This is a genomic window from Thiocystis violacea (genome assembly GCF_016583565.1).
GTDB lineage: Bacteria > Pseudomonadota > Gammaproteobacteria > Chromatiales > Chromatiaceae > Thiorhodococcus > Thiorhodococcus violaceus_A.
This window is the reverse complement of record NZ_NRRF01000001.1, coordinates 52,542-75,366: the sequence shown is the minus strand read 5'-3', so window position 1 is coordinate 75,366 and position 22,825 is coordinate 52,542. Positions and strand designations below refer to the sequence as shown.

Annotated in this window: 18 protein-coding genes; 6 read left to right on the top strand and 12 right to left on the bottom strand. The window is 66.0% G+C overall.

Features of this window, described 5'->3' with window-relative positions; all coding sequences use genetic code 11:
- The 10 genes from CKO23_RS00315 to CKO23_RS00270 all read right to left on the bottom strand — a co-directional run bounded on the left by CKO23_RS00315 (position 1) and on the right by CKO23_RS00270 (position 10,687).
- A complete protein-coding gene (locus CKO23_RS00315; RefSeq protein WP_200327749.1) occupies positions 1 to 375 on the bottom strand; it encodes a response regulator in 375 nt (124 codons plus the stop codon).
- 23 nt (positions 376 to 398) lie between these two features.
- Positions 399 to 638 (bottom strand): hypothetical protein, encoded by a 240-nt coding sequence (locus tag CKO23_RS00310; protein WP_200327748.1) that lies wholly within the window; start codon positions 636 to 638, stop codon positions 399 to 401.
- Positions 638 to 3,397 carry a chemotaxis protein CheA gene (locus tag CKO23_RS00305; RefSeq protein ID WP_200327747.1) on the bottom strand — a complete coding sequence of 920 codons (2,760 nt, stop codon included), beginning with the start codon at positions 3,395 to 3,397 and terminating at the stop codon, positions 638 to 640. The genes CKO23_RS00310 and CKO23_RS00305 overlap by 1 nt, the downstream gene beginning before the upstream one ends.
- Positions 3,394 to 3,765 (bottom strand): response regulator, encoded by a 372-nt coding sequence (locus CKO23_RS00300; RefSeq protein ID WP_200327746.1) that lies wholly within the window; start codon positions 3,763 to 3,765, stop codon positions 3,394 to 3,396. Before CKO23_RS00300 ends, CKO23_RS00305 begins: the two co-directional genes overlap by 4 nt.
- A complete protein-coding gene (locus tag CKO23_RS00295; RefSeq protein ID WP_200327745.1) occupies positions 3,762 to 4,622 on the bottom strand; it encodes a CheR family methyltransferase in 861 nt (286 codons plus the stop codon). The genes CKO23_RS00300 and CKO23_RS00295 overlap by 4 nt, the downstream gene beginning before the upstream one ends.
- Entirely contained in the window at positions 4,612 to 5,235 is a 624-nt protein-coding gene (locus CKO23_RS00290) for a HEAT repeat domain-containing protein (RefSeq protein WP_200327744.1), read from the bottom strand. The genes CKO23_RS00295 and CKO23_RS00290 overlap by 11 nt, the downstream gene beginning before the upstream one ends.
- A 198-nt stretch (positions 5,236 to 5,433) precedes the next feature.
- Positions 5,434 to 6,510 (bottom strand): chemotaxis-specific protein-glutamate methyltransferase CheB, encoded by a 1,077-nt coding sequence (cheB, locus tag CKO23_RS00285; protein ID WP_200327743.1) that lies wholly within the window; start codon positions 6,508 to 6,510, stop codon positions 5,434 to 5,436.
- Positions 6,511 to 6,547: 37 nt separating this feature from the next.
- A complete protein-coding gene (locus CKO23_RS00280) occupies positions 6,548 to 8,107 on the bottom strand; it encodes a chemotaxis protein CheW (protein WP_200327742.1) in 1,560 nt (519 codons plus the stop codon).
- A gap of 14 nt (positions 8,108 to 8,121) precedes the next feature.
- Positions 8,122 to 10,038: a methyl-accepting chemotaxis protein gene (locus tag CKO23_RS00275; RefSeq protein WP_200327741.1), complete on the bottom strand. Its 1,917-nt coding sequence runs from the start codon at positions 10,036 to 10,038 to the stop codon at positions 8,122 to 8,124.
- 472 nt (positions 10,039 to 10,510) lie between these two features.
- The gene (locus tag CKO23_RS00270) at positions 10,511 to 10,687 is read right to left on the bottom strand and encodes a hypothetical protein (RefSeq protein WP_200327740.1); all 177 of its coding nucleotides are present in this window, start codon (positions 10,685 to 10,687) and stop codon (positions 10,511 to 10,513) included.
- 377 nt (positions 10,688 to 11,064) lie between these two features.
- On the opposite strand from CKO23_RS00270, the gene CKO23_RS00265 reads away from it, so the two are divergent.
- The 3 genes from CKO23_RS00265 to CKO23_RS00255 all read left to right on the top strand — a co-directional run bounded on the left by CKO23_RS00265 (position 11,065) and on the right by CKO23_RS00255 (position 16,943).
- On the top strand, positions 11,065 to 13,611 hold the full coding sequence (locus CKO23_RS00265) for a bifunctional diguanylate cyclase/phosphodiesterase (RefSeq protein ID WP_200327739.1): 2,547 nt from the start codon (positions 11,065 to 11,067) through the stop codon (positions 13,609 to 13,611).
- Between the two features lie 316 nt (positions 13,612 to 13,927).
- Complete coding sequence (locus tag CKO23_RS00260) at positions 13,928 to 16,027, top strand: molybdopterin-containing oxidoreductase family protein (protein WP_200327738.1); 2,100 nt, start codon at positions 13,928 to 13,930, stop codon at positions 16,025 to 16,027.
- Between the two features lie 73 nt (positions 16,028 to 16,100).
- Positions 16,101 to 16,943: a hypothetical protein gene (locus CKO23_RS00255; RefSeq protein ID WP_200327737.1), complete on the top strand. Its 843-nt coding sequence runs from the start codon at positions 16,101 to 16,103 to the stop codon at positions 16,941 to 16,943.
- Between the two features lie 13 nt (positions 16,944 to 16,956).
- Here the strand turns inward: CKO23_RS00255 and yhbY are convergent, their stop codons facing one another.
- Both yhbY and CKO23_RS00245 read right to left on the bottom strand, forming a co-directional pair.
- Positions 16,957 to 17,259, bottom strand: coding sequence for a ribosome assembly RNA-binding protein YhbY (yhbY, locus tag CKO23_RS00250; protein ID WP_200327736.1), 303 nt, complete (start codon positions 17,257 to 17,259; stop codon positions 16,957 to 16,959).
- Between the two features lie 68 nt (positions 17,260 to 17,327).
- Entirely contained in the window at positions 17,328 to 18,740 is a 1,413-nt protein-coding gene (locus tag CKO23_RS00245; RefSeq protein WP_200327735.1) for a dihydrolipoyl dehydrogenase, read from the bottom strand.
- Between the two features lie 203 nt (positions 18,741 to 18,943).
- On the opposite strand from CKO23_RS00245, the gene aroA reads away from it, so the two are divergent.
- The 3 genes from aroA (at position 18,944) to rpsA (ending at position 22,789) form a co-directional block, all read left to right on the top strand.
- Positions 18,944 to 20,275: a 3-phosphoshikimate 1-carboxyvinyltransferase gene (gene aroA, locus CKO23_RS00240; RefSeq protein ID WP_200327734.1), complete on the top strand. Its 1,332-nt coding sequence runs from the start codon at positions 18,944 to 18,946 to the stop codon at positions 20,273 to 20,275.
- Positions 20,272 to 20,940 (top strand): (d)CMP kinase, encoded by a 669-nt coding sequence (gene cmk / locus CKO23_RS00235; RefSeq protein ID WP_200327733.1) that lies wholly within the window; start codon positions 20,272 to 20,274, stop codon positions 20,938 to 20,940. Before aroA ends, cmk begins: the two co-directional genes overlap by 4 nt.
- Before the next feature lie 166 nt (positions 20,941 to 21,106).
- On the top strand, positions 21,107 to 22,789 hold the full coding sequence (gene rpsA, locus CKO23_RS00230) for a 30S ribosomal protein S1 (RefSeq protein WP_200327732.1): 1,683 nt from the start codon (positions 21,107 to 21,109) through the stop codon (positions 22,787 to 22,789).
- Positions 22,790 to 22,825 lie beyond the last annotated feature (36 nt).

Genomic DNA, 22,825 nt, shown 5'->3' with positions numbered 1-22,825 from the left:
CTAGGCCCCCGGCAGCACTTGTTTGATGACCTTCACGAGGTCCGGCCCAGCGACGGGCTTCACCAGCCAGCCGGTGGCCCCCAGCCGCTTGCCCTCGTCGCGTTTTTCCGCCTGGCTTTCGGTGGTCAGCGTCAGGATCGGCGTGAACCGCAAACCCGGCAGCGTGCGCACGTTCTTGATCAGCTCCAGGCCACCCATGTTGGGCATGTTGATATCGGTGATGATGAGATCGGGCTTCACCCCACCCTTGAGCTTGGTCAGGGCCTGTGCGCCATCGCCGGCGGTCTCGACCTTGAAGCCGTTCATCTCCAGGGTCGACTTCAGGCTCAACACCATGGTGGCGGAATCGTCCACGATCATGATGGTTTTGGACATGCGTCTATTCCTCGATCCGGATCCTAGGGGGCGGTCAAGATGGGTTCCAGCCAGGCGCGCAGCGGGGCATCCGCCGGCCAGGCCTGAACGGCAGGCTTGCTCGCCATCAGAACTTGCAGATTGGCGGGATGGAGGTGGGTGCAGGCGGACAGGTCCACCTTGGCCGTGCGCTTCTTCTGCAGCCACTCCAGCAACGCCTCGGCGTCTTCCACGCCCACGACATCATGAAACACGACCAGGTTTTTCTTGTACTCGACCGCCATCACAGAATCTCCTTGACGTTGAGCACCATGAGCACCGAGCCATCGCCCATGAGGGCCGAGCCGGCGTAGGCCGGCAGACCCGCCAAGACCCCCGTCATGGGTTTGAGGATGATGTCGAGCGTCTCACTGAAATCATCCACCAGGAGCCCCAGGGATTCATCGCCCAGTCTCACGACGAGCACCGCCAATTCATCATCGGCATTGGCCTTGGGCGGAGCCGAGAGCCCAAGCAGGTCGTTGATGGATTTCAGCGGCACGATGCGTCCGCGCAGTACGGTGGCGAGGCTGTGCTTGATGGTGCGAATGGCGGCACGAGGAACCCGCACGGTCTCGACGACGCGATCCATGGGGACACCGAAGCGCTGGCCGTCGGAGACGACGATCATGACGTTGGTCACGGCCATGGACAGGGGCAGCGACAGACGGATCTGGGTGCCACGTCCCTGCTGACTGGTCAACGCAACGCTGCCGTTGACCTTCTCGACAGCGGTGCGCACGACATCCATCCCGACGCCCCGGCCGGAGAGATCCGAGATCACCTCCGTGGTCGAAAACCCGGCGGCGAAGACGAGATTCACGGCCTCCTGATCGCTGATCTGCTCCAGCAGCGTCTCGTCGATGAGCCCCTTGGCGTAGGCCTTGCGCTTGATGATGTCGGGATCGATGCCCTTGCCGTCGTCCGAGATCTCGATCACCACGCGGTCGGACTCCTGCATGGCCCGCAGCCGCAGGGTGCCGGTCGCCGGTTTCCCGGCGGCGCGGCGCAGCTCGGGCGACTCGATGCCGTGGTCGAGGCTGTTGCGCACGATGTGCATCAGGGGATCACCCAGTGACTCGATGATGGTTTTGTCCGCCTCGGTGTCTTCACCTTCAAGGATCAGCTCGACCTCCTTGCCGAGCTTGCGCGAGATGTCGCGCACCAGACGCGGAAACCGCTGAAAGACGAAGGAGACGGGCATCATGCGGATCTGCATGATGGCGCCCTGCATCTCCTCGGCGATGCGGTTGATGACCCCGTAGTGGCCCTTGATCTCGCGCGCGAGCTCGCGGACCCCGAACACCGCCTCGGCGCGGCCGGCCAGGTAGGGCAGCGCGTTCTTGGCCACCACCATCTCGCCGATCAGATTCATCAGGCGGTCGATCTTGGCCTGATCGACCTTGAGACTCTTGGGTCCGCTGATGGCGTCCTCGGCGCGGCGGCCGAACTTGATCTCGCCCTCCGCCTCCGGCGGCTGGGGGGCGCTGTGGGCCGGGCTTGGCGGCGCCGCGGTCACGGGGGCGGCGGCCCCAGGCTCGCCGACGAGCTCGGCCGGAAAGACCGCCGCGATCCAGGTCAGGAGCGGGGCACCGCTGTTGCGCGCAAGCGCCGCTGCCGTGGCCGCCTCCAGGTCCTGCAGCTTGGCGGTTGCGCCGGTGGCCCGCAGACACCCCGACAGGGCGGCGGCGGCGGCCTTGAGACGGCCTGGCAGCCAGCGCGGCTCATCCGTCAGCGCGAGGACTTCGCCTTGCGCGGCGACCACGGCCGCCAGGGCATCGGCTGCCAGGGGTGAGAGGGCGGGAGTCGCCTCGTCGCTCGCGTCGGCAACGCCCTCAGCCTCCTGGCCGCGCTCGTTTCGGGGCGCGGGGTCCTGTCGAATCGAGGTCGAAGCGCTCGCCGTGTGCGTTTCCGCCGCCCCGGCCGTCCCCCACTGCGGCGCGGCGAGGCTGCCCAGGCAGTCCACGAGCGCGTCGAGAATCGCCTTATTCTCCGGCTCGGTCTCCAATACCAACTGCAACCAGCGCAAGGCCGAGGCGATCCACAGATCCGGGCTGGAGAGTTCCAGCAGGGTGCTCGCATTGCGGGCCAGGCCCTCAAGATCGCCAGTCTGCAGCAGCCTGCGCGCGTCCGCGGCGAAGTCGTCATAGACGGGGCCGCCGTTGGGGTCACCCTGCGGCATCACCAGCGCCAGCCGGGGGACTTCCGTGGTCTGCACCTGGTCCATCACATAGCGATACTGCTCTTCCAACGCGGCCCGTGGCGCGGCGGTCAGCAGCTGGAAATCCAGCATGCAGGAATAGGCGTCCAGCTCGGCCAGCGGTGGCCAGGGCTCGCGCGCCTCGATGCGGCTCCACAGCAGCTCCGGCGTCTGGCGCGCCAGGAAGAAGGGATCGTCGCCCTGATAGAAGCATTGCTCGTGCGGTCGGTAAGCCAGCCACGACAGGGGCTCACCGGCGCAGGCGCGGCGGTAGGCCTGCATGCGTACCGCTTCGGGGATGCTGGCGAGCGGCAGACTGGCCGTGTCCGCAACGGGAGTCGGCTCGGCCAGGCTTGCTGTCGGGGCGGGCGCGGATTCTGGCGTGGATTCGGGGGCGGGTGCCTCGGCAGGGGCGTCATCGGGCTGGAGCAAGTGCCGCAGCGCGTCGACCAGGCGCACCGAATCACCGGCGTGCGCGGCACCCAGCTGGCCATCGGACTCGAGCTCGTCGCAGAGCATCCCCACGAAATCCATGGCGTCCAGCAGGCGGTCGGCCAGGGGGCGCGAATAGGCCACGCGGCCATTGCGCACGGCGTCCATCAGATCCTCGCCGGCATGGAGCACCCGCGTCATCTCCGGGGCATCGAACAGACCGCTGTTGCCCTTGAGGGTGTGCACCAGGCGGAACAGCTCGTTCATGAGATCGGCGTCGGCCGGGGCCGCCTCCAACTGCATCAGCTTCTCGCCGATGCCTTGCAGGAAATCCCTCGCCTCCGATAGGAACTGTTCCAGCAACGGGCTCATGGATGCAACTCCCCGAGCAGCATGCGCACCTGCGCCAGCAGCCGCTCCGGCTTGACCGGTTTGATCAGATAGAGATTCGCGCCCGCGGCGTAGGCGCGTCGCTCGTCATTGGTCTGCGCCTCGGTGGAGATCATGATGGCGGGCGCCTGCGGGAGGTCTTGACCGCGCAGCTCGCGCAGAAACCCATAGCCGTCCAGCTTGGGCATGTTGATGTCGACCAGAAAGAGGTCGAACCCCGTCTGCAGCGCCTTTTCCAGCGCCTCGATGCCGTTCATCGCCTCGTCCACCATGAAATCCGCCGTCTCGAGGATCTCGCGGTGATAGAGCCGGACGGTCGCAGCGTCATCGACGATCAGGATGCGTTTCATGCGGCCTCCAGTGGCCTCTGATAGACGATGGCTTCGGGGAATTTGCGCACCTTGTAGAGGGACGAGCTGCGGCTCATGGATTCCGAATGACCCAGACAGACGAAGCCGCCTGGTCGCAGCGCGTCGTAGAAGGTCTCCGTCGCCGTCTTGCGCGAGACATCGTCGAAATAGATCAGGAGATTGCGACAGAAGATCACGTCGAAGTCGCGATAGCCCCGGGTGTCGGCGCGCTCGGACAGGTTGACCCGAGTGAACTCGACCGACTGGCGCAGATCGTCGCAGATCTGATAGCCACCGGACTGGCGCTTGAAATAGCGCTGCAGCGTGTGGCTGGGCAGATGCTGGATCGAGCGGAGCGAATAGAGGCCCTGGCGGGCCTGCGCGAGGATTCGGGTGTCGATGTCGGAGGCGATGATCTCCACGTCCCACTCATGGATTCCCGCCCAGTGTTCGAGCAGGTAGATGGCGATGGAGTAGGGCTCTTCGCCCGAGGAGGAGGGGATCGCCCAGATCCGAATCGGCCGGCGATTCTTCTTACGCTCCACGATCTCCGGCAGCAGCGAATCGACCAGACACCGGAACTGATACTCCTCGCGGAAGAAATAGGTCTCATTGACCGTCATCAGATTGGTCAATGCCTGAAGCTCCTCACCGCTGGCCTGGAAGCGCAGCATGGTGAAATAGCCGCGGAAGCTGCCCGTGCCCGTGGCCTCGACGCGCTCCACCAGACGCTTGTCGACGAAATAGCGCTTGGACGCGTCGAACTGGATCCCGGTCTTGCGGTAGAAGAACTCCCTAAACTTTTGAAAATCCTCGGCGCTGATCCTAATGGTGCCCTGTTCGGGATCAGTTTTCATGAAGTCGCCCAAGTGCCAGATCGGCGGCGAAGCGAATGTAGGGCTCATTGGCGAAGCGTGCCTTGAGGCGTTGCAGGCTCGCGCGGGCGTTGCGGGTACCCACCTCTCCGAGCAGGTCGACCGCCGCCCCGCAGACATTGACGTGCGGATCTTGATCGATCACCTCGATCAACCAGGTCTCCACCTGCGGATGGCAGAGTGATTCCAGAATATTCACCGCGAAGATGCGCAGGTCCGGATCCGGATCGGCAAGCAGCCCGTGCATCACGGGCGCGACCGCATCCGGCAGCTGCTGCATGGCCTCGATGGCCTCGTTGCGCAGTGCCGTGTCCTCGCTCCTCAAACAGTCGACGAGGCCGGCAATCGCAATCGGATCACCCAGGCTGGTCAAGGTCGTGAGGATGACCTCCCGGACCGAGACATCCACCTCCTGCTTGAGACGCTCCACCAGTGCCGCGGCGGCCTCCGGGCAATCCACAAGATCACGCGCCGCCCAGCGCCGGGCGGTCGGATCGCTCGCCGCCAAGCGCGAGATCAGACCGGCGCAGTCGCGCGGTGCTTCGCGGGCCTCCTCGGCGATGGGCTCGACGCATTGAGTCTTGATGAGGGCCATGGGATTTAGGTTTCAGTTGTCAGGTTTCAGTGCGTAGGATGGGCAAAGCCCGCGCGATGAGTTTCGTTCGGAGCGTTGGTGCTCGACGGGCGTGCCCATCATCCCAGCTCGGCGCCTTGCACGATGGGCACGTCCGCCAGGCGTCGAGGCGGCATTCACCCCCCGAGCACGGACTTTGCCCATCCTACCGGCGGAAACTCACCGTCCCGCCCAGGTGTTGACCTGGGCGGCGATCTTCTCGGCGGGCAGCACCAGGCTGGCGCCGTTGCGGGCGATCAGCTCCGCCGGCATCCCGAAGACGACGGCCGATTGCTCGGATTCGGCGATGGTGCGGCCGCCGCGCCGCTTGATCTCGGCGAAGGCGTCCGCGCCGTCATAGCCCATCCCGGTGAGCATGATGGCGACGACCCGCGCCGGGTCGCAGTGCTCCAGCACCGAGCGACCCAGCAGCTCCACCGAGGGATGCCAGAGAAACTCCTGGCTCTCCGGTTTGCTCAGTACGGTCAGGCGCCCGCCGCGCTGCCCAACCACCATGTCGGCGCCACCCTTGCCGATGTAGACGGTGCCAGGCTCCACGGGCATGGGCCGAGCGACTTCCACCACCTCAAGGGCGCAGAGCCCATTCATGCGCTCGGCGAAGGGGCGGGTGAAGGAACCGGGCATGTGCTGGGACACCAGGACCGGCCAGGGGAAATCGGCCGGCCACAGCGGCAGGATGTCCTCCAGGGTGCGTGGGCCGCCGGTCGAGACGCCAATCACCACCAGACCTTCGCTCGTCACGCTGCGACGCACGGCCAGTGGTCTTGGACTTGGCCGAGCGGCTGGACGGGCACGCTCCTCGCGCAGGCGCTGACTCAGTCCGCGGACCCCCTTGCCCTTGAGGCGCGCACCCGCCGCGGCACGGACCTTGGCCACCAGTTCGGCGCTGATGTCCTCGATCGAGAGCGAAATCGTTCCGCCGGGCTTGGCCAGGTAGTCCACCGCCCCGAGGTTGAGCGCCTCGAAGGTGGCGAGCGCCCCCTTCTCCGTGAGCGAGGACACCATCACCACAGGCACCGGGCGCTCCGCCATCAGCAGCGAGAGCGCGGTGATGCCATCCATTTCCGGCATGTTGATATCCAGCGTCACCACGTCAGGCTCGAAGGCGCGATTCTCCTCGACCGCTTCCCGGCCGTTGCGTGCCTGGCGAATCTCGAAATCGCCCTCCGCCTGAAACACATTGGCGAGCTGACGGCGCATCAAGGCCGAGTCGTCGACGATCAAGAGTTTGATCATGCGCCCTAAAACCTCCATTCCAGACCGGCGGGCGGTCTCATGCCGACAGCTCCGCCAGGTCCGCCATCTCGCGCTCCTGAATCAGTTGCGCTGGATCGATCAATTGCACCAGGCGGCGCTGCCGCTCCAGGTTCGCCATGCGCGCCAGCAGCTTGGCCTGCTCCCCGGACAGCCGGGGTGCCGGCTCGATGGCGCTCTTCGGGATCTTGAGCACCTCCGCGACCGAGTCGACGATGAAACCGGTGCGCGCACCCTCGATCAGAAAGACCATGACGCGCTGGCGGTCGGAACGCTCCACGCTGGGGAGCCCCAGACGTCGACGCAAGTCGATCACCGGCAGCACGGTGCCGCGCAGATTGATGACGCCCTCGACGAAGGCGGGCGCCTTGGGGACATGGGTCAGCTCCTCGGGGACGCGCACGATCTCCTGCACGCTCTCGATCGGCACGCCGAACTCTTCCTTGTCCAGGCGAAAGACCACGACCTGCTCGTCCTCGTCGCGCTCCTCGTCCTCCGATTCGGTCGCGAGCCGCTCTTCGTCGTTCAGGCTATCCACGGTCGTCAGGGCCTCCTTGATGGCGGAATGACGGAAGAGATGGTCGGTCGAGAGGATGGAGACCAAGCGCTTGCCCCCGTCGAGCCGGCAGATGTCGGAGATCTCGGCGAGATCGCCGTCGCGCGCCAGCAGACCCGGCATGGCCTCGACATCGGCCTTGGCGACCCGCAAGACCTCGTTGACGCTGTCCATCACCACGCCGACCGAGGTGCCACCCAGGGACACCACCACGATGCGGCTGTGCTCGTCCGTCTCGCGTGACGGCAAGGCGAACATGCGCCGCAGACTGACCAGGGGCAAGAGGCGGTTGCGCAGGCTCATCACGCCCAGGACGTGCTGCTCCGAGCGGGGCACCTGGACGATATGCTCGGGGATCTGGACGATCTCCTGCACGTTTTCGATGGCGATGGCGTATTCCTGCCCGGCAACCTCGAAGCTCACCAGTTGCAGCTCGTCGCTGCTGTCTTCATCCTCCGTCTCGGTCTGGGTGGACAGCTCCCGGACCATGCCGGCGGAGGTCTCCAGGCGGGCGATCTCCGCAAACTCCCGGCCGATCAATTGGGCGAAGTCGAGCACCATGATCATGGTGTGGCCGCCGACGTCCTTGATGAGACCGGAGAGCAGGTCGGTATCCACGGTGCTGCTGATGGATCCCACCGCCTCGATCTTGGACGGCTCGACGCCGACCACGCTGGCGACCCGGTCCACCACGAAGCCGAGCGGCTGACCGATGTCGATCACCAGGGCGCGCGAGGTGTCATCCTTGTCGCGTTCCTCCAGGCCGAAGAGGTGGCGCAGCGAGATGATCGGCAGCACCTTGCCACGCAGGTTGGCGAGCCCCTCAAGGCTCGGCGGGGCCAATGGCACGCGAACCACCTCCGGCACCCGGATGATCTCCTGGACCGGGGCCATGTCCACGGCGAAGACCTCCGCGCCGATGAGGAAGGTCACGAACTGACGCAGGTCGGAGCCGAGCCCGTCGTGCTCCTCGTCCGCCACTGGCGGTGCGGCGTCGCGTTCTTTGAGGCTGTCTGAGGTCATGATCGCATCCCCGGTCAGGCGCTTTGCAGCTCGTCGGCGAGCGAGGCGATCTCCTCGATGGCGGCCGCCAGCTCCTCGGCGCCCTGGGACTGCTGCTGGGAGGCGGAGGCCGCCTCGGTGGCTGCCTTGTCGGCCTCCTGGGCGGCGGCGGAGATCTGCTCGATCCCGGTCTTGACCTGTGAGACGGCCGCGACGATCTCATTGGCGGCATCCAGGATATCCTGGGTGCCTGTCTCAACGGTCACGATGTCCGTCTCGATGGTCGCCAGATTGCTCGTGGTGACCTTGGCCTTCTCCACCTCGCTCATGGCAGAGGCGACGATCTCCTCGAGGTCGCGCCCGACCACGCCGATCTGATCCTGGACCGCCTTCACCAGATCCTTGATGTTGTCGGCGTTCTCGGCCGAGTCGTGCGCCAGGTTGCGGATGTCGGTGGCCACCACCACGAAGCCCTTGCCGAATTCGCCCGCCCGGGCCGCCTCGATGGAGCCATTGACCGCCAGCATGTTGGTCTGGATGGAGACCGTGGTGATGGCGTCGACGATCTTGTCGATCCGCCGCGACACCAGCTCCAGATCCTTGATCTGTTTGATACTCGACCGCGAGGCGTCCGCCGCCAGAGAGATCCCCTGGACCAGGCCATCGACGGTGGTCTTGTTCTCCGCTAGGAGCGCCTTGATGGTCCGCACCTTCTCGGCGCCGGCCGTCGCGCGGGCTTGGGCCAGCTCGAGTCCGCGCTCGATCTGGCTGATGGCGGCCGCGGACTCCTCGGTGCTCGCCGATTGCACCTCGGCCCCTTTGCGGATCTGGTCGATGGCGATCATGATCTGGCTGCTGGCGCGATTGATCTCGGAGACGGCGGAGGAGAGCTGCTCGGCGGCGGAGGCGACTTCCTCGGCGCTCTTGGCGACATCGGTGGAGGTCTTGAGATCTTCCGCCAGTTCCGAGAGGGCCTGCGCGGCCTGCTCGCACTCGGCCAGCGCCTGCGCCTGCTCGGCCACCGTCTTGGCGGCCTCCTCGGCGGCCGCGGACTGTTCCTCGGCGGCGGCGGCGATATCCTCGGAGCCCTTGAGCGCCTGCGCGGCGGCGGTGCTGGACTGCTGGGCACCGGTGGCGATCTCCTGAATGCCCTTGACGATCTCGGCGGCGTCGAGGCGAATCTGCTCCAATTGAACGCTGATGGTCTCGCCCTTCTGCGCCTCCGCTTCGACGGTCTTGGCCGAGGTTCCGATCCCCTCGGCGATCACCTTGACCTCGCCCTGGATCTGACCCACCAGATCCTGGATCTGCTTGGCGCTCTTCTCCGAGGTCTCGGCCAGGGTCCGGACCTCGTCGGCCACGACCGCGAAACCCTTGCCGTGCTTGCCGGCGCGCGCCGCCTCGATGGCGGCATTCAAGGCCAGCAGATTGGTCTGGTCGGCGATGCGCGCCACCGCCTTGACGATATCGCCGATCTTGGCCGCCTGCTTCTCCAACTCGGCCACCCGCTCCACCGAGGCCGTCTGGCGCTGGGCGGCGAGACCGACGTTGGTGACCAGGCCGGCGACCTCGGCGCTGGTCTTGAGCACCAGTGTCTGCGTGGCCTCACCCTTGGACTGGCTGGCGTCCGCGCTGCGCAACTGGCGCGCGATGGCGACCTCGACCTGTTTGAAGGCCGTCAGGGACTCCTGCGCCGCGCCAGAGGCCTCCTCGGCGCCGGTGGCGATCTGATCGGCCGCGCGCTTGAGCTCCTCGGCCGCGGAGGCCGCCTCATTGATGCCTGAGGACAATTGACCCGTGGCGGCGGCGATCCGCTCGGCCGCCTGCTGCTGCTTCGCCAGGGTGCGCGCCCGCTTGCGCTGCGCCTCTGCCTCACGGGCCGCCGCCGCCGAGGTCTTGGCTTGGGTGGCGGTGCCACCATCCGAGGTCGAGCTCTTCTTCACGAGGGCCATGCGGGTTCTCCGGGCTACGAAGGGTTGGAGGCGTGAGGGGCCTGGGGCTGAGTGGGGGGCGAAGGCATGAGATGCACTGATCGCTGGTATGGTTGAGCTTAGCGCAGGCGTGGGGGGCAGTGAGGGCAATCAACGAAGTCTCGGGCCAAGAGACGGCGCGGATCGCCCGAATCCGAGACCTTGATCACAGATTGAGACAGGAGTCCGTCTGTGATCCTTGGTCAGCACGAAGACGCAGCATTGGCCGCCTGGGCTAGTGCGCGTCCAGACTGGCCATCGCGCCGGGAACCGCGGTGGTGGACTCCGGCGACTCGGCCGACGGGCGGCCTGCCTCCCGCCCTGTCAGCGGCTCAGCGACGATACGATCGCGTCCCCTGGCCTTGGCCTGGTAGAGCCGGGGGTCGGCCTCGGCGATCCGCATCTGGTCAGGATGCTCACACGGCCTCGGGAGACGGCAGCCTGCGCCGCGCGACTATCGCTTCATGAGCTCCATGAGCGCTGCGGCGATCCGCTTGGCATCGTCATCCTTGATGCGACCTTGGTCATCCGCGGGGATCAGCTTGGCCAGCGCATCCGCTTGTCGTCGGTCGAACTCCTCCACGCGTTTCCTGGCCTGATGGATCGGCGACTGCGTCTTGAGATCAGTCACGAGCGTTCTCCTGGGTGTCATCCGAGTCAAGGCACCACGCGGCCGGGCCGCAGTTCAGTTCCTCACAGTACGCCATGGCAGGTCAGGTTTCTCGCGTCCCCGCTCCAAACTGAGACCGATCTATCATCATTTCGCGCCGCCAGGCCGAGCTCATCACGCCGATCCTCAAGTCGAGGAAGCAGGCAGGCGCGAGCCAGCAGGGTTGCTCCTCTGTGCTGTTCGACGCAGGGCGCCATCACCGCTCCAGCGGGGTGCGGCCCGCTTGCGTTCTTGAGATGCCCGCATGGCTACCGCGCCCCCGGAATCTCGGCGATAGCCATGCAAACGGGGCTATGATAGCGAGAGCCAGTGCAGAGAATGAGAGAGCCTCAATCCAGATGAAACGGGTGTGTCGCGACCCTTCGGTTGCCCATGAGCCGGCCGACCAACCGCTCGCGCCTCGTGCGATCTCCGAGGATGAGCGGGGTCTCCTGTTGGCCCATGCCGGACGCCTGGCTCAGGTCGGCGGCTGGATGCTCGAGCCGAGAACCGCGCGTTTCGTCCCGACCCTGCAGTGGTGTCACCTGCATGGAGTCGAGCACGAAGACCTGACGCTGGGCAGCCTGCTGCGCATCGTCCACTCGGATGACCGAGGCGGGATGCAGGCGGCTCTCAACAAGGCATTGGAGGAGGGCGCTCCCTACTTTCACCAGCACCGGATCACCCGGCCGGACGATGGGCGGACCCGCGTCATCCAGGACTATGGCGAGATCCGTTACGACGCCGCGGGCAAACCGACATGGCTCTTGGGCGCGGCCCAGGACGTCACCGAGCGCGCGCGGATGCAGGATGCACTCCGCGAGACCGAGGAGCATCTCTACCTGGCCCTGCGGCTCTCCGGAACCGCGATCTGGGAGTGGTTTACCGACAGCGACCTGGTCGTGTGGTCGGAGGAAATGGTGTCCGTTTGGGGGCTTCGCCCAGGGAGTTCACGGGGTACGCTCGCGGAACTCAACGCGCGCGTCCACCCTGGGGATCTGCCGCGCTGGCGGGAGAGCCTGCGCGCCTGCGTCGAGGATGGCGTGGGACACGGCCTAGAGCTGCGGATCGTCTGGCCCGACGGCTCCATCCACTGGCTGGCGACCTATGGCGATGCGGTTCGCGGCGCGGATGGCCGCGCCACGCGCCTGGCTGGGGTGGCCCGCGACAATACCGAGCTGAGACAGACCGAGGACGAGCAGGCCCAGTTCTTCGGGCTCTCCCTGCACCTCTTCCTCATCGCCGGTCTCGACGGGACCATCCGGCGCGTCAATCCGGCCTGGACGGAGCTGCTGGGCTATCGGCAGGACGAACTGGTCGGGCGTCACCTGCTGGATGATGTACACCCCGACGACCTGGACGCCACCCGCGCCGAGATCCAGGCGCTGCTGCAGGGGCGTGATAGCCACTATTTCGAGAACCGCTATCGCTGCAAGGACGGCAGCCTGCGCACCCTGGCCTGGTCCGCGACGGCACCCGCGGATTCGGGCTTGATCTATGCCGCGGCGCAGGACATCACCGAGCGGCGCTTGGCCGAGCAGGCCTTGCGCGACAGCCAGAGGCGGCTGGAGGCGATGGCCTACTACGACCATCTCACCGGGCTCCCGAATCGGCGCCTGCTGCTCGATCGTCTCCAACAGGCCATCGCCATCGCGGCCCGCGAAGGCTCCCGACTCGCCATCTGCTATCTGGATCTGGACGACTTCAAACCCATCAACGACAAGTGTGGTCACGAGGCCGGGGATAACCTGCTGCGCGCCGTCGCAGATCGCCTCATCGCCAACGTTCGCCCAAAGGATACCGTCGCTCGCTGGGGCGGTGACGAGTTCGCGCTGCTGCTCACGGATGTGGAGGGGCCGAGCGCCTGTGCCCACATCCTGGGACGGGTGCTGCTCAGTCTGGGCGAGCCTCGGCTGATCGAGGGTCAGCCGCAGCCCGTGTCTGCCAGCATCGGAGTCACCCTCTATCCGGAGGATCATGGCGACGCCGATAGCCTCTTGCGTCATGCCGACCATGCCATGTACCTGGCAAAACAGTGCGGACGCAACAACTACCAGTTCTTCGATCCGGAGAAGGATCGCGAGGAGATCGCCACCCGCGAGCTGTTGCGGAGTATCGCGCTGGGGATCGACAGGAGCGAGTTGCGCCTCTTCTATCAGCCGATCGTCAACATGCGCCGCGGTGGCGTCGAGGCCCTGGAGGCGCTGGTCCGATGGCAGCATCCGCAGCGCGGCCTCTTGGCGCCGATCGAATTCCTGCCCGCCATCGAAGGCACCGACCTGATTCGCAGGCTCGACCGCTGGGTGCTGCGCGAGGCGCTGGCCCAGCAGGCGGCCTGGGTCGCGCAGGGACTGAGCTTGCGCCTGCACATCAATGTCTCGGCGCACTCGCTGCAGACGCCTGATTTCTTGCGCGAGGTTTCCGATCTTGTTGCCCGTCACCCGGAGGTCCAGCCCGCGAGCATCGAGCTGGAAATCTTGGAAACCGCCGCCTTGGATGATCTGGACTTGGTGAGCGCGGTGATCAGTGACGGTGCACGGCTCGGGATTTCCTTCGCCCTGGATGACTTTGGGACCGGCTACTCCTCGCTGATCTATTTGCGGCGACTGCCCGCCGGGACGCTCAAGATCGATCAGACCTTCGTCCGCAACATGCTCCAGGATCTGGAGGACTGCAACATCGTCGAGGGGGTCATCGGCATGGCCCGCGCCTTCGGTCGCGCCGTGATTGCGGAAGGCGTGGAGACCCTGGAGCACGGCCGTCTGCTGATGCGCCTGGGCTGCGATCGCGCCCAGGGTTACGGAATCGCGCGGCCCATGGCCGCGGCGCAGCTCCCGGACTGGGTCGCCGCGTATCGGCAGCCGAGCCTCTGGGCAGACTGTGCGGGAGACCTTTCGCCCGAATAGCGCCCCGTCGCAGGCGTTTCTCAGACCCCTGTCCGGTGGTTGCGGGACGCTTGGTGTCCCGGCAGGCGAGCGGTCGGGGAGATCGCATGCTCTGGGCGTGGGATGGCTGTGGTCCCATGAGCATCCGGGCATGGAGCGCGGTTCGGCGCGTCCGATGCGGTGATTTTCGGGCGCCATGGCCTCGTTGCGCTGTGCTCGGAGGATCCCAGCCCTGTTGAAAACGCATCCAGACCCAATCCTGGGGTTCTAACGCCCATGCCTCTTGCTGTGGCCCGCCGCGCCGCGGCTCATCAGCCCCGTTTTCAGAGTGACGACCATGCCAACCAAACCCAGCACCTGCTACGAATGCGATGCCAACTGCGCCATTGAGGTGGAGCTCGACGACGCCGGCGAGCCAATCGGCGTGCGCGGGCCGGATTGCCCGCGCTGTTACGTCCAGATCGATCGCCGCAATCACCCGGATCGTCTGCTCTATCCGCTCAAGCGCGTGGGGCCGCCGGGCAGCGGGGCGTTCGAGCGGATCTCCTGGGACGAGGCACTCGCTACCATCGCCGAACGCTTGGCGGCGGTGAGGGAAAAGGACGGCGCGCCTGCGGTCGGCTTCTTCGCCGGCTACACCAAGGAGGCCAGGCCGCAGCTGCAGCGGCTTGCGCATGCCTTTGGCTCGCCGAACTATTTGACCGAGAGCGGTTGCTGCTTCTCCGCGACCATGGTGGCGGAGAAAGTGACCTTCGGCTACAAGATCAAGACCACTTCGACCGTGGTCTCGCCCAAGACCCGCTGTCACCTCATTTGGTCGACCAACCCGCGTGGCTCCATCCCGCCCTTCGATAGCCATGGGCTGGTCACCCTCAAGCCGGGCCGCCGCATGATCGTCGTGGATCCGCGCCGCACGCCCATGGTGGATCAGGCGGACATCCATCTGCAGATCCGGCCGGGCACGGACGGGGCGCTCGCGCTGGGCTTTCACCACCTCATCTTCGCCAACGCCTGGCAGGATCAGGGCTTCCTGGACCAGTGGTGCAGTGGTGTCGATGCCTTCAGGGACTACGTCAGCGAATTCACGCCGGAGCGCGTCGCGCAGATCTGCGGCATTCGCGAGCAGGACCTGCGCGCCGCCGTCGAGCTGTTCGCGACCACGGCGCCCGCTCAGATCACGCTTTCGCCGACCGCAACCGTTCAGCACAGCAACGGTTTCCAGAACCACCGGGCACTGATTCTGCTCTCGGCCGTCACCGGCAATCTGGATCGCGAGGGCGGCAACCGCTTCTTCAACGACAAGGCGCTACCCAAGCCCATCGAACTCTTCGACTACTGCCGTAACCACCTGCCGCCACGCATTGGCGACGAGGTCTATCCCGTCTGGACCCGCTACTGGCCGGCGGGTCAGAGCATGCTGCTGCCGGACTGCATTCTGGACGGACGCCCGCAGCGCATTCGTGCCTTGCTGGCGATGGGCATCAACACCGCCATGTGGCCCAACTCCAAGCGCATGGAGCAGGCGTTGGCCTCGCTGGAGTTCTTCGTGGCGACGGACTTTTTCCACAATCCTGCAACGCTGCAGGCCGATATCGTGCTGCCCGCGGCGACCAGTTTGGAGCGGCCCGCGCTCATCGCCTATCCCGGCTGTGCCTATCAGGGCGAGCTGCGGTATCGCCGGCCCGTGGTCGCTCCCAAGGCGGAGGCGCGCCCCGATGGCGCCATCTTCCTGCAGATCGCGCAACGATTGGGCATGGGCGAGCAATTCTGGGAGGGCGATCTGGAGGCATCCTGGGCGGAGGCGGCGGAAGGGATCCCGGAGGAGATTCGCGACGAGGTGTACGCGAATCCGGATGGCGTGACCGTCTATGCCGATGCCATCGAGGATCTGGTCGAGAATGGTTTCCTCGACGCGGACCGACTCTACCGTCTGCGTGGATTCCCAACCGCGAGCGGCAAGGTCGAATTCGATTCCCACGAGCTGCGCGAGGCCGGGCACGATGGGTTGCCGGTCTATCGCGAGCCGGCTGAGAGTCCGGTCTCGACCCCCGAGGTGGCCGCCGATTTCCCTCTGGTGCTCACCAGTGGGGCGCGCACCAAGTTCGATACGCATTCCCAGCACCAGCACATGGCCCGCATGCGCCGCGCCGTGCCCGAGCCCCTGGTCGAGATCCATCCCCTGGACGCCGAGCCGCGCGGCATCGCGGACGGCGAGACCGTGCGGGTGAGTTCGCCCAGGGGCGCCGTGCGCTTCGTCGCTCGGGTGACGGAGGGCATCAAGCCCGGGGTGGTGCACTGCACGCACGGCTGGCACGGCGCCAACATCAACGAGCTGACGGATGACCGTCACCTGGATCCCATCAGCGGCTTTCCGCCGTTCAAGTCGGGGTTGTGTCAGGTCGCGCGCGTGGTTGCTTCGAGTGATCCGAGCGTTTGAGTCCTCGTCGAGCGGGGGTGGCACCGCGGGGCGGTGCCAGGCGATGGGAGATGAAACCAATGGGGGTGTGTTGATGGCATTCGTCGGTGTCCTGCCTGAGCGGCGTCATCTCTTCCAGCCTCAGCCGATGGCCGAGGTCGCAGTGAGCGATGCGGCGGCCTGGCGGCTGAATCCCAACCATCGGCAGGTCTACAACAAGCTGGATCTGGCGCTTTCGGTCGGGCTTGTAGCGGCACCCTGCGGCGTCGACCCAGGCGACCTTGGCGTCGCCGCGGATGCTCAGGTCTTCGTCAAGCCCATCTTGAATCTGGCCGGAATGTCGCTGAACGCGCGCGCCGTTCCGGCAGCCGCCGTGCCCAATGAGGCCGGCAGCTTTTGGTGTGAGCGCCTGCGGGGGTCGCATACCAGCAGCGACTGTCTGGTGCGGGAGGGGCGGGCGGTCTGGTTCGCCCACACACAGGGCTCAGAGGTCAAGGACGCGGAGCGCTCGGTCTACTGGGATGTGGGTGTCGCGCTGCCGGCGCTGGAGCCATGGCTTGCCGATTGGGTGGCCGACAACCTCGCGGGCTACACCGGGCTGTGCAATATCGAGATGATCGGCGGGCGGCCGATCGAGGTGCACCTGCGCGGCTCCAACGGTTTCTTCGATCTCTACGGCTCGGACTTCCTGCCCGCCTGGGTTGCCCTGGTCGATGGCCACGCCGTCGAGCCCCCGCCGCCGATCCCTGGCGGGCTGGTGATCTCGATCTTCGGTGGAGGCGAGCTGGATGAGACGCGGCGGGCAATCATCGAGGCGGCGGGCGTCGACGTCCATCCAGACCCGCATTCGCCCGACCGCATGGCGGTCCTGCGCTGTCACGACAAGGCGACTGGGCGCGCGCTCTGCGACGCGCTCGGTCTTGTGCCGGGCGGGTGAAATCCTCGGCCGATCAGAGCTTGGGAATTTCCAGCGGCTGACGCTTCTTCGGGTTGTGGCGGTAGTAGGCCGCGACATTGCCGATGCGGCTGATGAGGTCCGCGCCGGTGCGCTCGCGAATCAGTTCTACCGAGACGTCGCGCTCCTCTCGGTCTCCCGCATTGACGCGAACCTTGATCAGTTCGTGATGGGCGAGGGCGATCTCGATCTCCGCCAGGACGGCGTCGGTCGTCCCGTGCTGACCCAGGGTGACCACCGGTTTGAGGTGGTGCACCTGTTTCTTGAGCCAGCGTTTCTGTTTCTCGGTGATAGGCATCGGGGTTGTTCAGTTGTCAGTTGTCAGTTGTTCAGTTATCAGTTCGCGCACATGGCTCGAGCGTGCCTCTACCCCGGCAACTCGGCCAGCTCGGTCAGGCCGCCCGTGTTCTTTGCATCGATCTTGCCGTAGAGGTCATAGAGCGCGGCCTGCAGGGCCTCCTCGATCACGGGGTGGTAGAAGGGCATGCGCAGCAGCTCGCCGACCGTCAGACCCTGTTCGATGCACCAGCACAGCAGGTGCGCCAGGTTTTCGCCCTTGGGGGTGATCATCTCGCCGCCGAGCAGCTTGCCGCTCGCCTTGTCCGCATAGAGTCGAATGACGCCCTTGTTCTTGCCCATGATCAGGGCGCGCCCGACCGGCGCCAGCTTGATCTGGCCGATGGCGGAGCCCGCCTGGTCGAGGTCGTTCCAGCGTTGACCGACGGCGCAGATGTTGGGATCGCAGAAGTTGATGAAGAGCGGCGTCTTGCGGCGGAACCTGAGCCGCTCGCCGCGGGCGGCATTGTAGCCGGCGATCTTGCCCTCGTCGCCTGCCTCGTGGAGGATCGGCCGCTGCGTGGTGATATCGCCGGCAAGGAAGACCGGCAGATCGCCGACCTGCATGCTGTTGGGGTCGAACGCCGGGAGCCCGCGCCGGTCGAGCGGCACGCCCAGGCAGTCGAGACCAAGCCCCTCGACATTGGGCACGCGCCCGATGCTGCAGAGCACCCTGTCGACCAGGGCGCTGTGCGCGCCGGTCGAGACGCGCAGATGCTCGCCTTCCTCGGTGATCTCGGCCACCTGCCCGAGGTGGATGGGGAACTCCTTGCCGATGATGTCGATCGCCGCCGCATTGACCTCGGGATCCTGGATCCCCGCAATCCGGTCGAGCTGATCGAAGCCGGTGACCCGCACCCCCAGCCGCGAGAGGCTCTGACCCAGTTCCAGCCCGATGGTCCCGAGGCCGATCACGGCCATGCGCGCCGGCAGGTCGTCGAGTTCGAAGATGTCGTCGGTGGTGATGACGCGCTCGCCGAAGGACTTCCAAGGCTCGGGGACCAAGGGGCGCGAGCCGGTGGCGATGACGACCGCGCCGGCCCGGATGCGCTGGTCGCCGACCTCGATCAGCGTCGGTTCGAGCAGGCGGGCGTAGTCTTGAATGAAGAGGTCCGCGGGCATGTCGTCGGTGCTGCTGCCGAGCACCCGGTCGACGAAGGTGTCGCGCAGATCCTGGACGTGCTCCAGCGCCTCCGGGATGTCCAGCGTCAGTGCCTCGTGGCCGTCGATGCCGTACTTCCCGAGGTGCGTGCGCCGGTGATAGTCCTCGGCGACCTGGATCATCGCCTTCGAGGGCATGCAGCCGACACGCGCGCAGGTGGTGCCCGGCTCCCCGCCGTTGATGAGAACGAAGGACTTGCCGGCCTTGCGGGCCTGCGCCATGGCGTTCAGGCCGGCGGTTCCGGACCCGATGATAGCGACGTCGACGCGGCGTTCTGACACTGGAGGCTCCTCATTGGCTGGCGCCGGTGCATGGCGCTCGGGCTGGGGATTCTAACCGGACGACGCCAGCCGTGCGCGGTCTTGCCGGGTTCTGGACCATCCGGTTGGCCGGTGCCAGGCGAGTCAGTGGTTTACCCCTCGCCCATGCGCGTCTAGAATGCGGCGCTTTTTATCGACTCGACCCTGCTGGCGTCGGAGATCCATTGGACCCAACAACCAACCTTAGATATCTCATCGCCCCCGGCGGCGTCTTTGAAGGGCGTCTTCGCGTGCCTGGCGACAAGTCGATCTCTCATCGCTCCATCATGCTCTCCGCCATTGCCGATGGCGTGACACGCATCAGCGGCTTTCTCGAGGGTGCCGACGCGCTCGCGACCTTGGCTGCCTTTCGGCGGATGGGCGTCGAGATCGAGGGTCCGACGCAGGGTGAGCTCAGCGTCCACGGCGTGGGGCTGCGCGGGCTGACGCAGTCCGAAGGTCCTCTGGACATGGGCAATTCCGGCACCGCCATGCGGCTCCTAGCGGGCCTGCTCGCGGGGCAGACCTTCCCGAGCACCCTCATTGGCGACGAATCCCTCACGCGCCGGCCGATGCGCCGGGTGACGGCGCCGCTCGCGCAGATGGGGGCGCAGATCCTGACGACCGCGGACGGCACCGCACCGCTGCGGGTCGAGCCTGTCTCCGGGCTCAGGGGGATCGAATACCCTCTGCCGATGGCCAGCGCTCAGGTGAAGTCCTGCCTCATGCTGGCCGGGCTTTACGCCCAGGGCGAGACCTGCATCATCGAGACGGCGCCGACCCGCGATCATACCGAGCGCATGTTGACCGCCTTCGGCTACTCGGTGCGCCGCGCGGGTGCGCGCGTCTGTCTGACGGGCGGCGGGCGACTGTTGGGCTGCCGGCTGAACATCCCCGCGGACATCTCGTCGGCGGCCTTCTTCATGGTGGGCGCCAGCATCGCCCCGGGTTCGGATCTGCTGCTGGAGAACGTCGGGATCAACCCGACCCGCGTCGGCATCATCAACATCCTGCGCGGAATGGGCGCGAACATCGAGCTGATCGACCGCCGCACCGCTGGCGGGGAGCCGGTGGCGGACATTCGCGTCAAGGCGGCGCGGCTGCGCGGTATCCACATCCCGGTCGATCAGGTCCCGCTCGCGATCGACGAGTTCCCGGCCATCTTCATCGCCGCCGCCTGTGCCGAGGGCGAGACCATCCTCACCGGCGCGGAGGAGCTGCGCGTCAAGGAGAGCGACCGCATCCAGGTCATGGCTGACGGATTGGTGCAGCTCGGGATCCAGGCCGAGCCGCGCCCAGACGGCATTCGCATCCTCGGCGGGCAGATCGGCTCCACGGACGGCGGGTCCATCCATGCGCAAGGCGATCACCGGATCGCGATGTCGTTCGCGATGGCCGGGCTCAGGGCGGAGGGGCCGATCGAGGTGCATGACTGCGCCAACGTGGAGACCTCCTTCCCCGGATTCCCCGGGCTGGCGGCACAGGCCGGCCTGAAGATTCAGGAGCAGGCGGCGTGACCCCGGTCATTACCATCGATGGGCCTTCCGGAACCGGCAAGGGCACCATCACGGCGCTGGTGGCCGAGCGGTTGGGCTGGCACATGCTCGATAGCGGCGCCATCTATCGCGTCCTCGGTCTCGCCGCTCAGCGGCGCGGCCTGGCGCTAGACGACGAGCAGGCTCTGACGCAGTTGGCCGAGGTACTGCCGCTGAGTTTCTCCGCGGGCCAGGTGCTGCTGGATGGCGAGGACGTGAGCGAGGCCATCCGGACCGAAGAGGCCGGAGCCGCGGCGTCGCGAGCCGCCGCTCATCCGCCGGTGCGCGCCGTACTGCTCGAGTGGCAGCGCAAGATGGCGCGCCCGCCAGGATTGGTCGCCGACGGCCGCGACATGGGTACCGTGGTCTTTACTCAGGCCCCTTTGAAGATCTTTCTCGACGCAAGTCCCGAAATCCGCGCAGACCGTCGGTATAAACAGTTGAAAGAAAAGGGATTGGATGCTAACCTCCCGCGACTTATAACGGACATCCGTGAACGGGACGCGCGTGATCGCTCCCGGCCGGTCGCGCCCTTGTGTGCTGCCGAGGATGCCGTTTTGGTGGATTCCTCGCGGATGTCCATCGCTGAAGTGTTTGACCGGGTCTTGGAAGAGGTGAGGCGCGTCTTCCCGGGGCTGGTCGCCTAGGAACTGCTGGGGCCTATCCCATGGCCGCGCACACCACGGGGTGGCCGACCGGGTACGCCTGATTCATTAGGGGGTCGGTGCAGAATGCTCCGACCTTTTCTTTCATTAAAACCCCTCGCTCCGGATGGGGCGGGATAGCGCGCCGCTCTCAGGATAATTGGATCTCATGACCGAAAGCTTTGCCGAACTCTTTGAACAAAGTCTGAATACCACCCAGCTGCAGCCGGGGACCATTGTCGTCGGAACCGTGATCGAGATCACCGCCGATAACGTCGTGATCAATGCCGGACTCAAGTCCGAAGGCATCATCCCGCGCGTGCAGTTCATCAGTCCGGAAGGCGAGCTGGAAGTGGCCGTCGGCGATGAAGTGGAAGTGGCCCTGGATGCCGTCGAGGACGGCTTTGGCGTGACCCGGCTGTCCCGCGAGAAGGCAAAGCGCTTCGCCGCGTGGGATTATCTGGAGAAGGCCTTCGAGAATGCCGATACCGTCAAGGGCATGATCAATGGCAAGGTCAAGGGCGGCTTCACCGTCGATCTCGGCACCGTGCGCGCCTTCCTGCCTGGCTCCCTGGTCGATGTCCGCCCGGTGCGCGACACCACCTACCTCGAAGGCAAGGAGCAGGAATTCAAGGTCATCAAGCTCGACCGCAAGCGCAACAACGTGGTCGTCTCCCGCCGCGCCGTGGTGGAAGAAGAGTACAGCGCCGAGCGCGAGCAACTCCTCAAGAACCTGGAAGAGGGCATGGAAGTCAAGGGTGTGGTCAAGAACCTCACCGACTACGGCGCCTTCCTGGATCTGGGCGGCATCGACGGCCTGCTGCACATCACCGACATGGCCTGGCGTCGCGTCAAGCATCCCTCGGAAGTCGTCGAGATCGGCGACGAGATCAGCATCAAGGTGCTCAAGTTCGACCGCGAGCGTCAGCGCGTCTCCCTCGGCCTCAAGCAGATGGGCGAGGATCCCTGGGTCAACATCTCGCGCCGTTATCCGGAGAGCACCCGTGTCTTCGGTAAGGTCACCAACATCGCCGACTACGGCTGCTTCGTCGAGATCGAAGAGGGTGTCGAGGGTCTGGTCCACGTCTCCGAGATGGACTGGACCAACAAGAACATCCACCCGAGCAAGGTCGTCGCGCTCGGCGACGAGGTCGAGGTCATGGTGCTGGATATCGACGAGGAGCGTCGCCGCATCTCGCTCGGCATCAAGCAGTGCGCCATGAACCCCTGGGACGAATTCTCCACGACCCACAAGAAGGGCGATCACGTCTCCGGCAAGATCAAGTCGATCACCGACTTTGGTATCTTCATCGGTCTGGACGGCGGCATCGACGGTCTGGTTCACCTCTCCGACATCTCCTGGGACGAGGCCGGCGAGCAGGCGCTGCGCCGCTACAAGAAGGGCGACGAGCTGGAGACCGTGGTGCTCTCCGTCGATCCGGAGCGCGAGCGCATCTCCCTGGGTGTCAAGCAGCTCGACAAGGATCCCTTCTCCAGCTTCGTTGCCCTGCATGACAAGGGCAGCATCGTGACCGGCGTGATCGCCGAGGTGGACGCCAAGGGCGCGACGGTCACCCTGGGCGACGGCGTCGAGGGCTATCTGCGCGCCTCCGAGATCTCGCGCGACCGCATTGAAGACGCACGCTCGGTCCTCAAGGCTGGCGAGGAGATCGAGGCCAAGTTCATGGGCGTCGACCGCAAGAACCGCACGCTGTCGCTGTCCATGAAGGCCAAGGACCACGAGGAGGAGCAGTCGGCCATCAAGGGCTATTCGCGTGACGCGGCGAGCGGCACGGCGACCCTCGGCGACATTCTCAAGGAGCAGATGGAAGAGGCTCAGCGCGGGAATTGATGACCGCCTGACGTCATGAGGACGCGGGACCTGGCC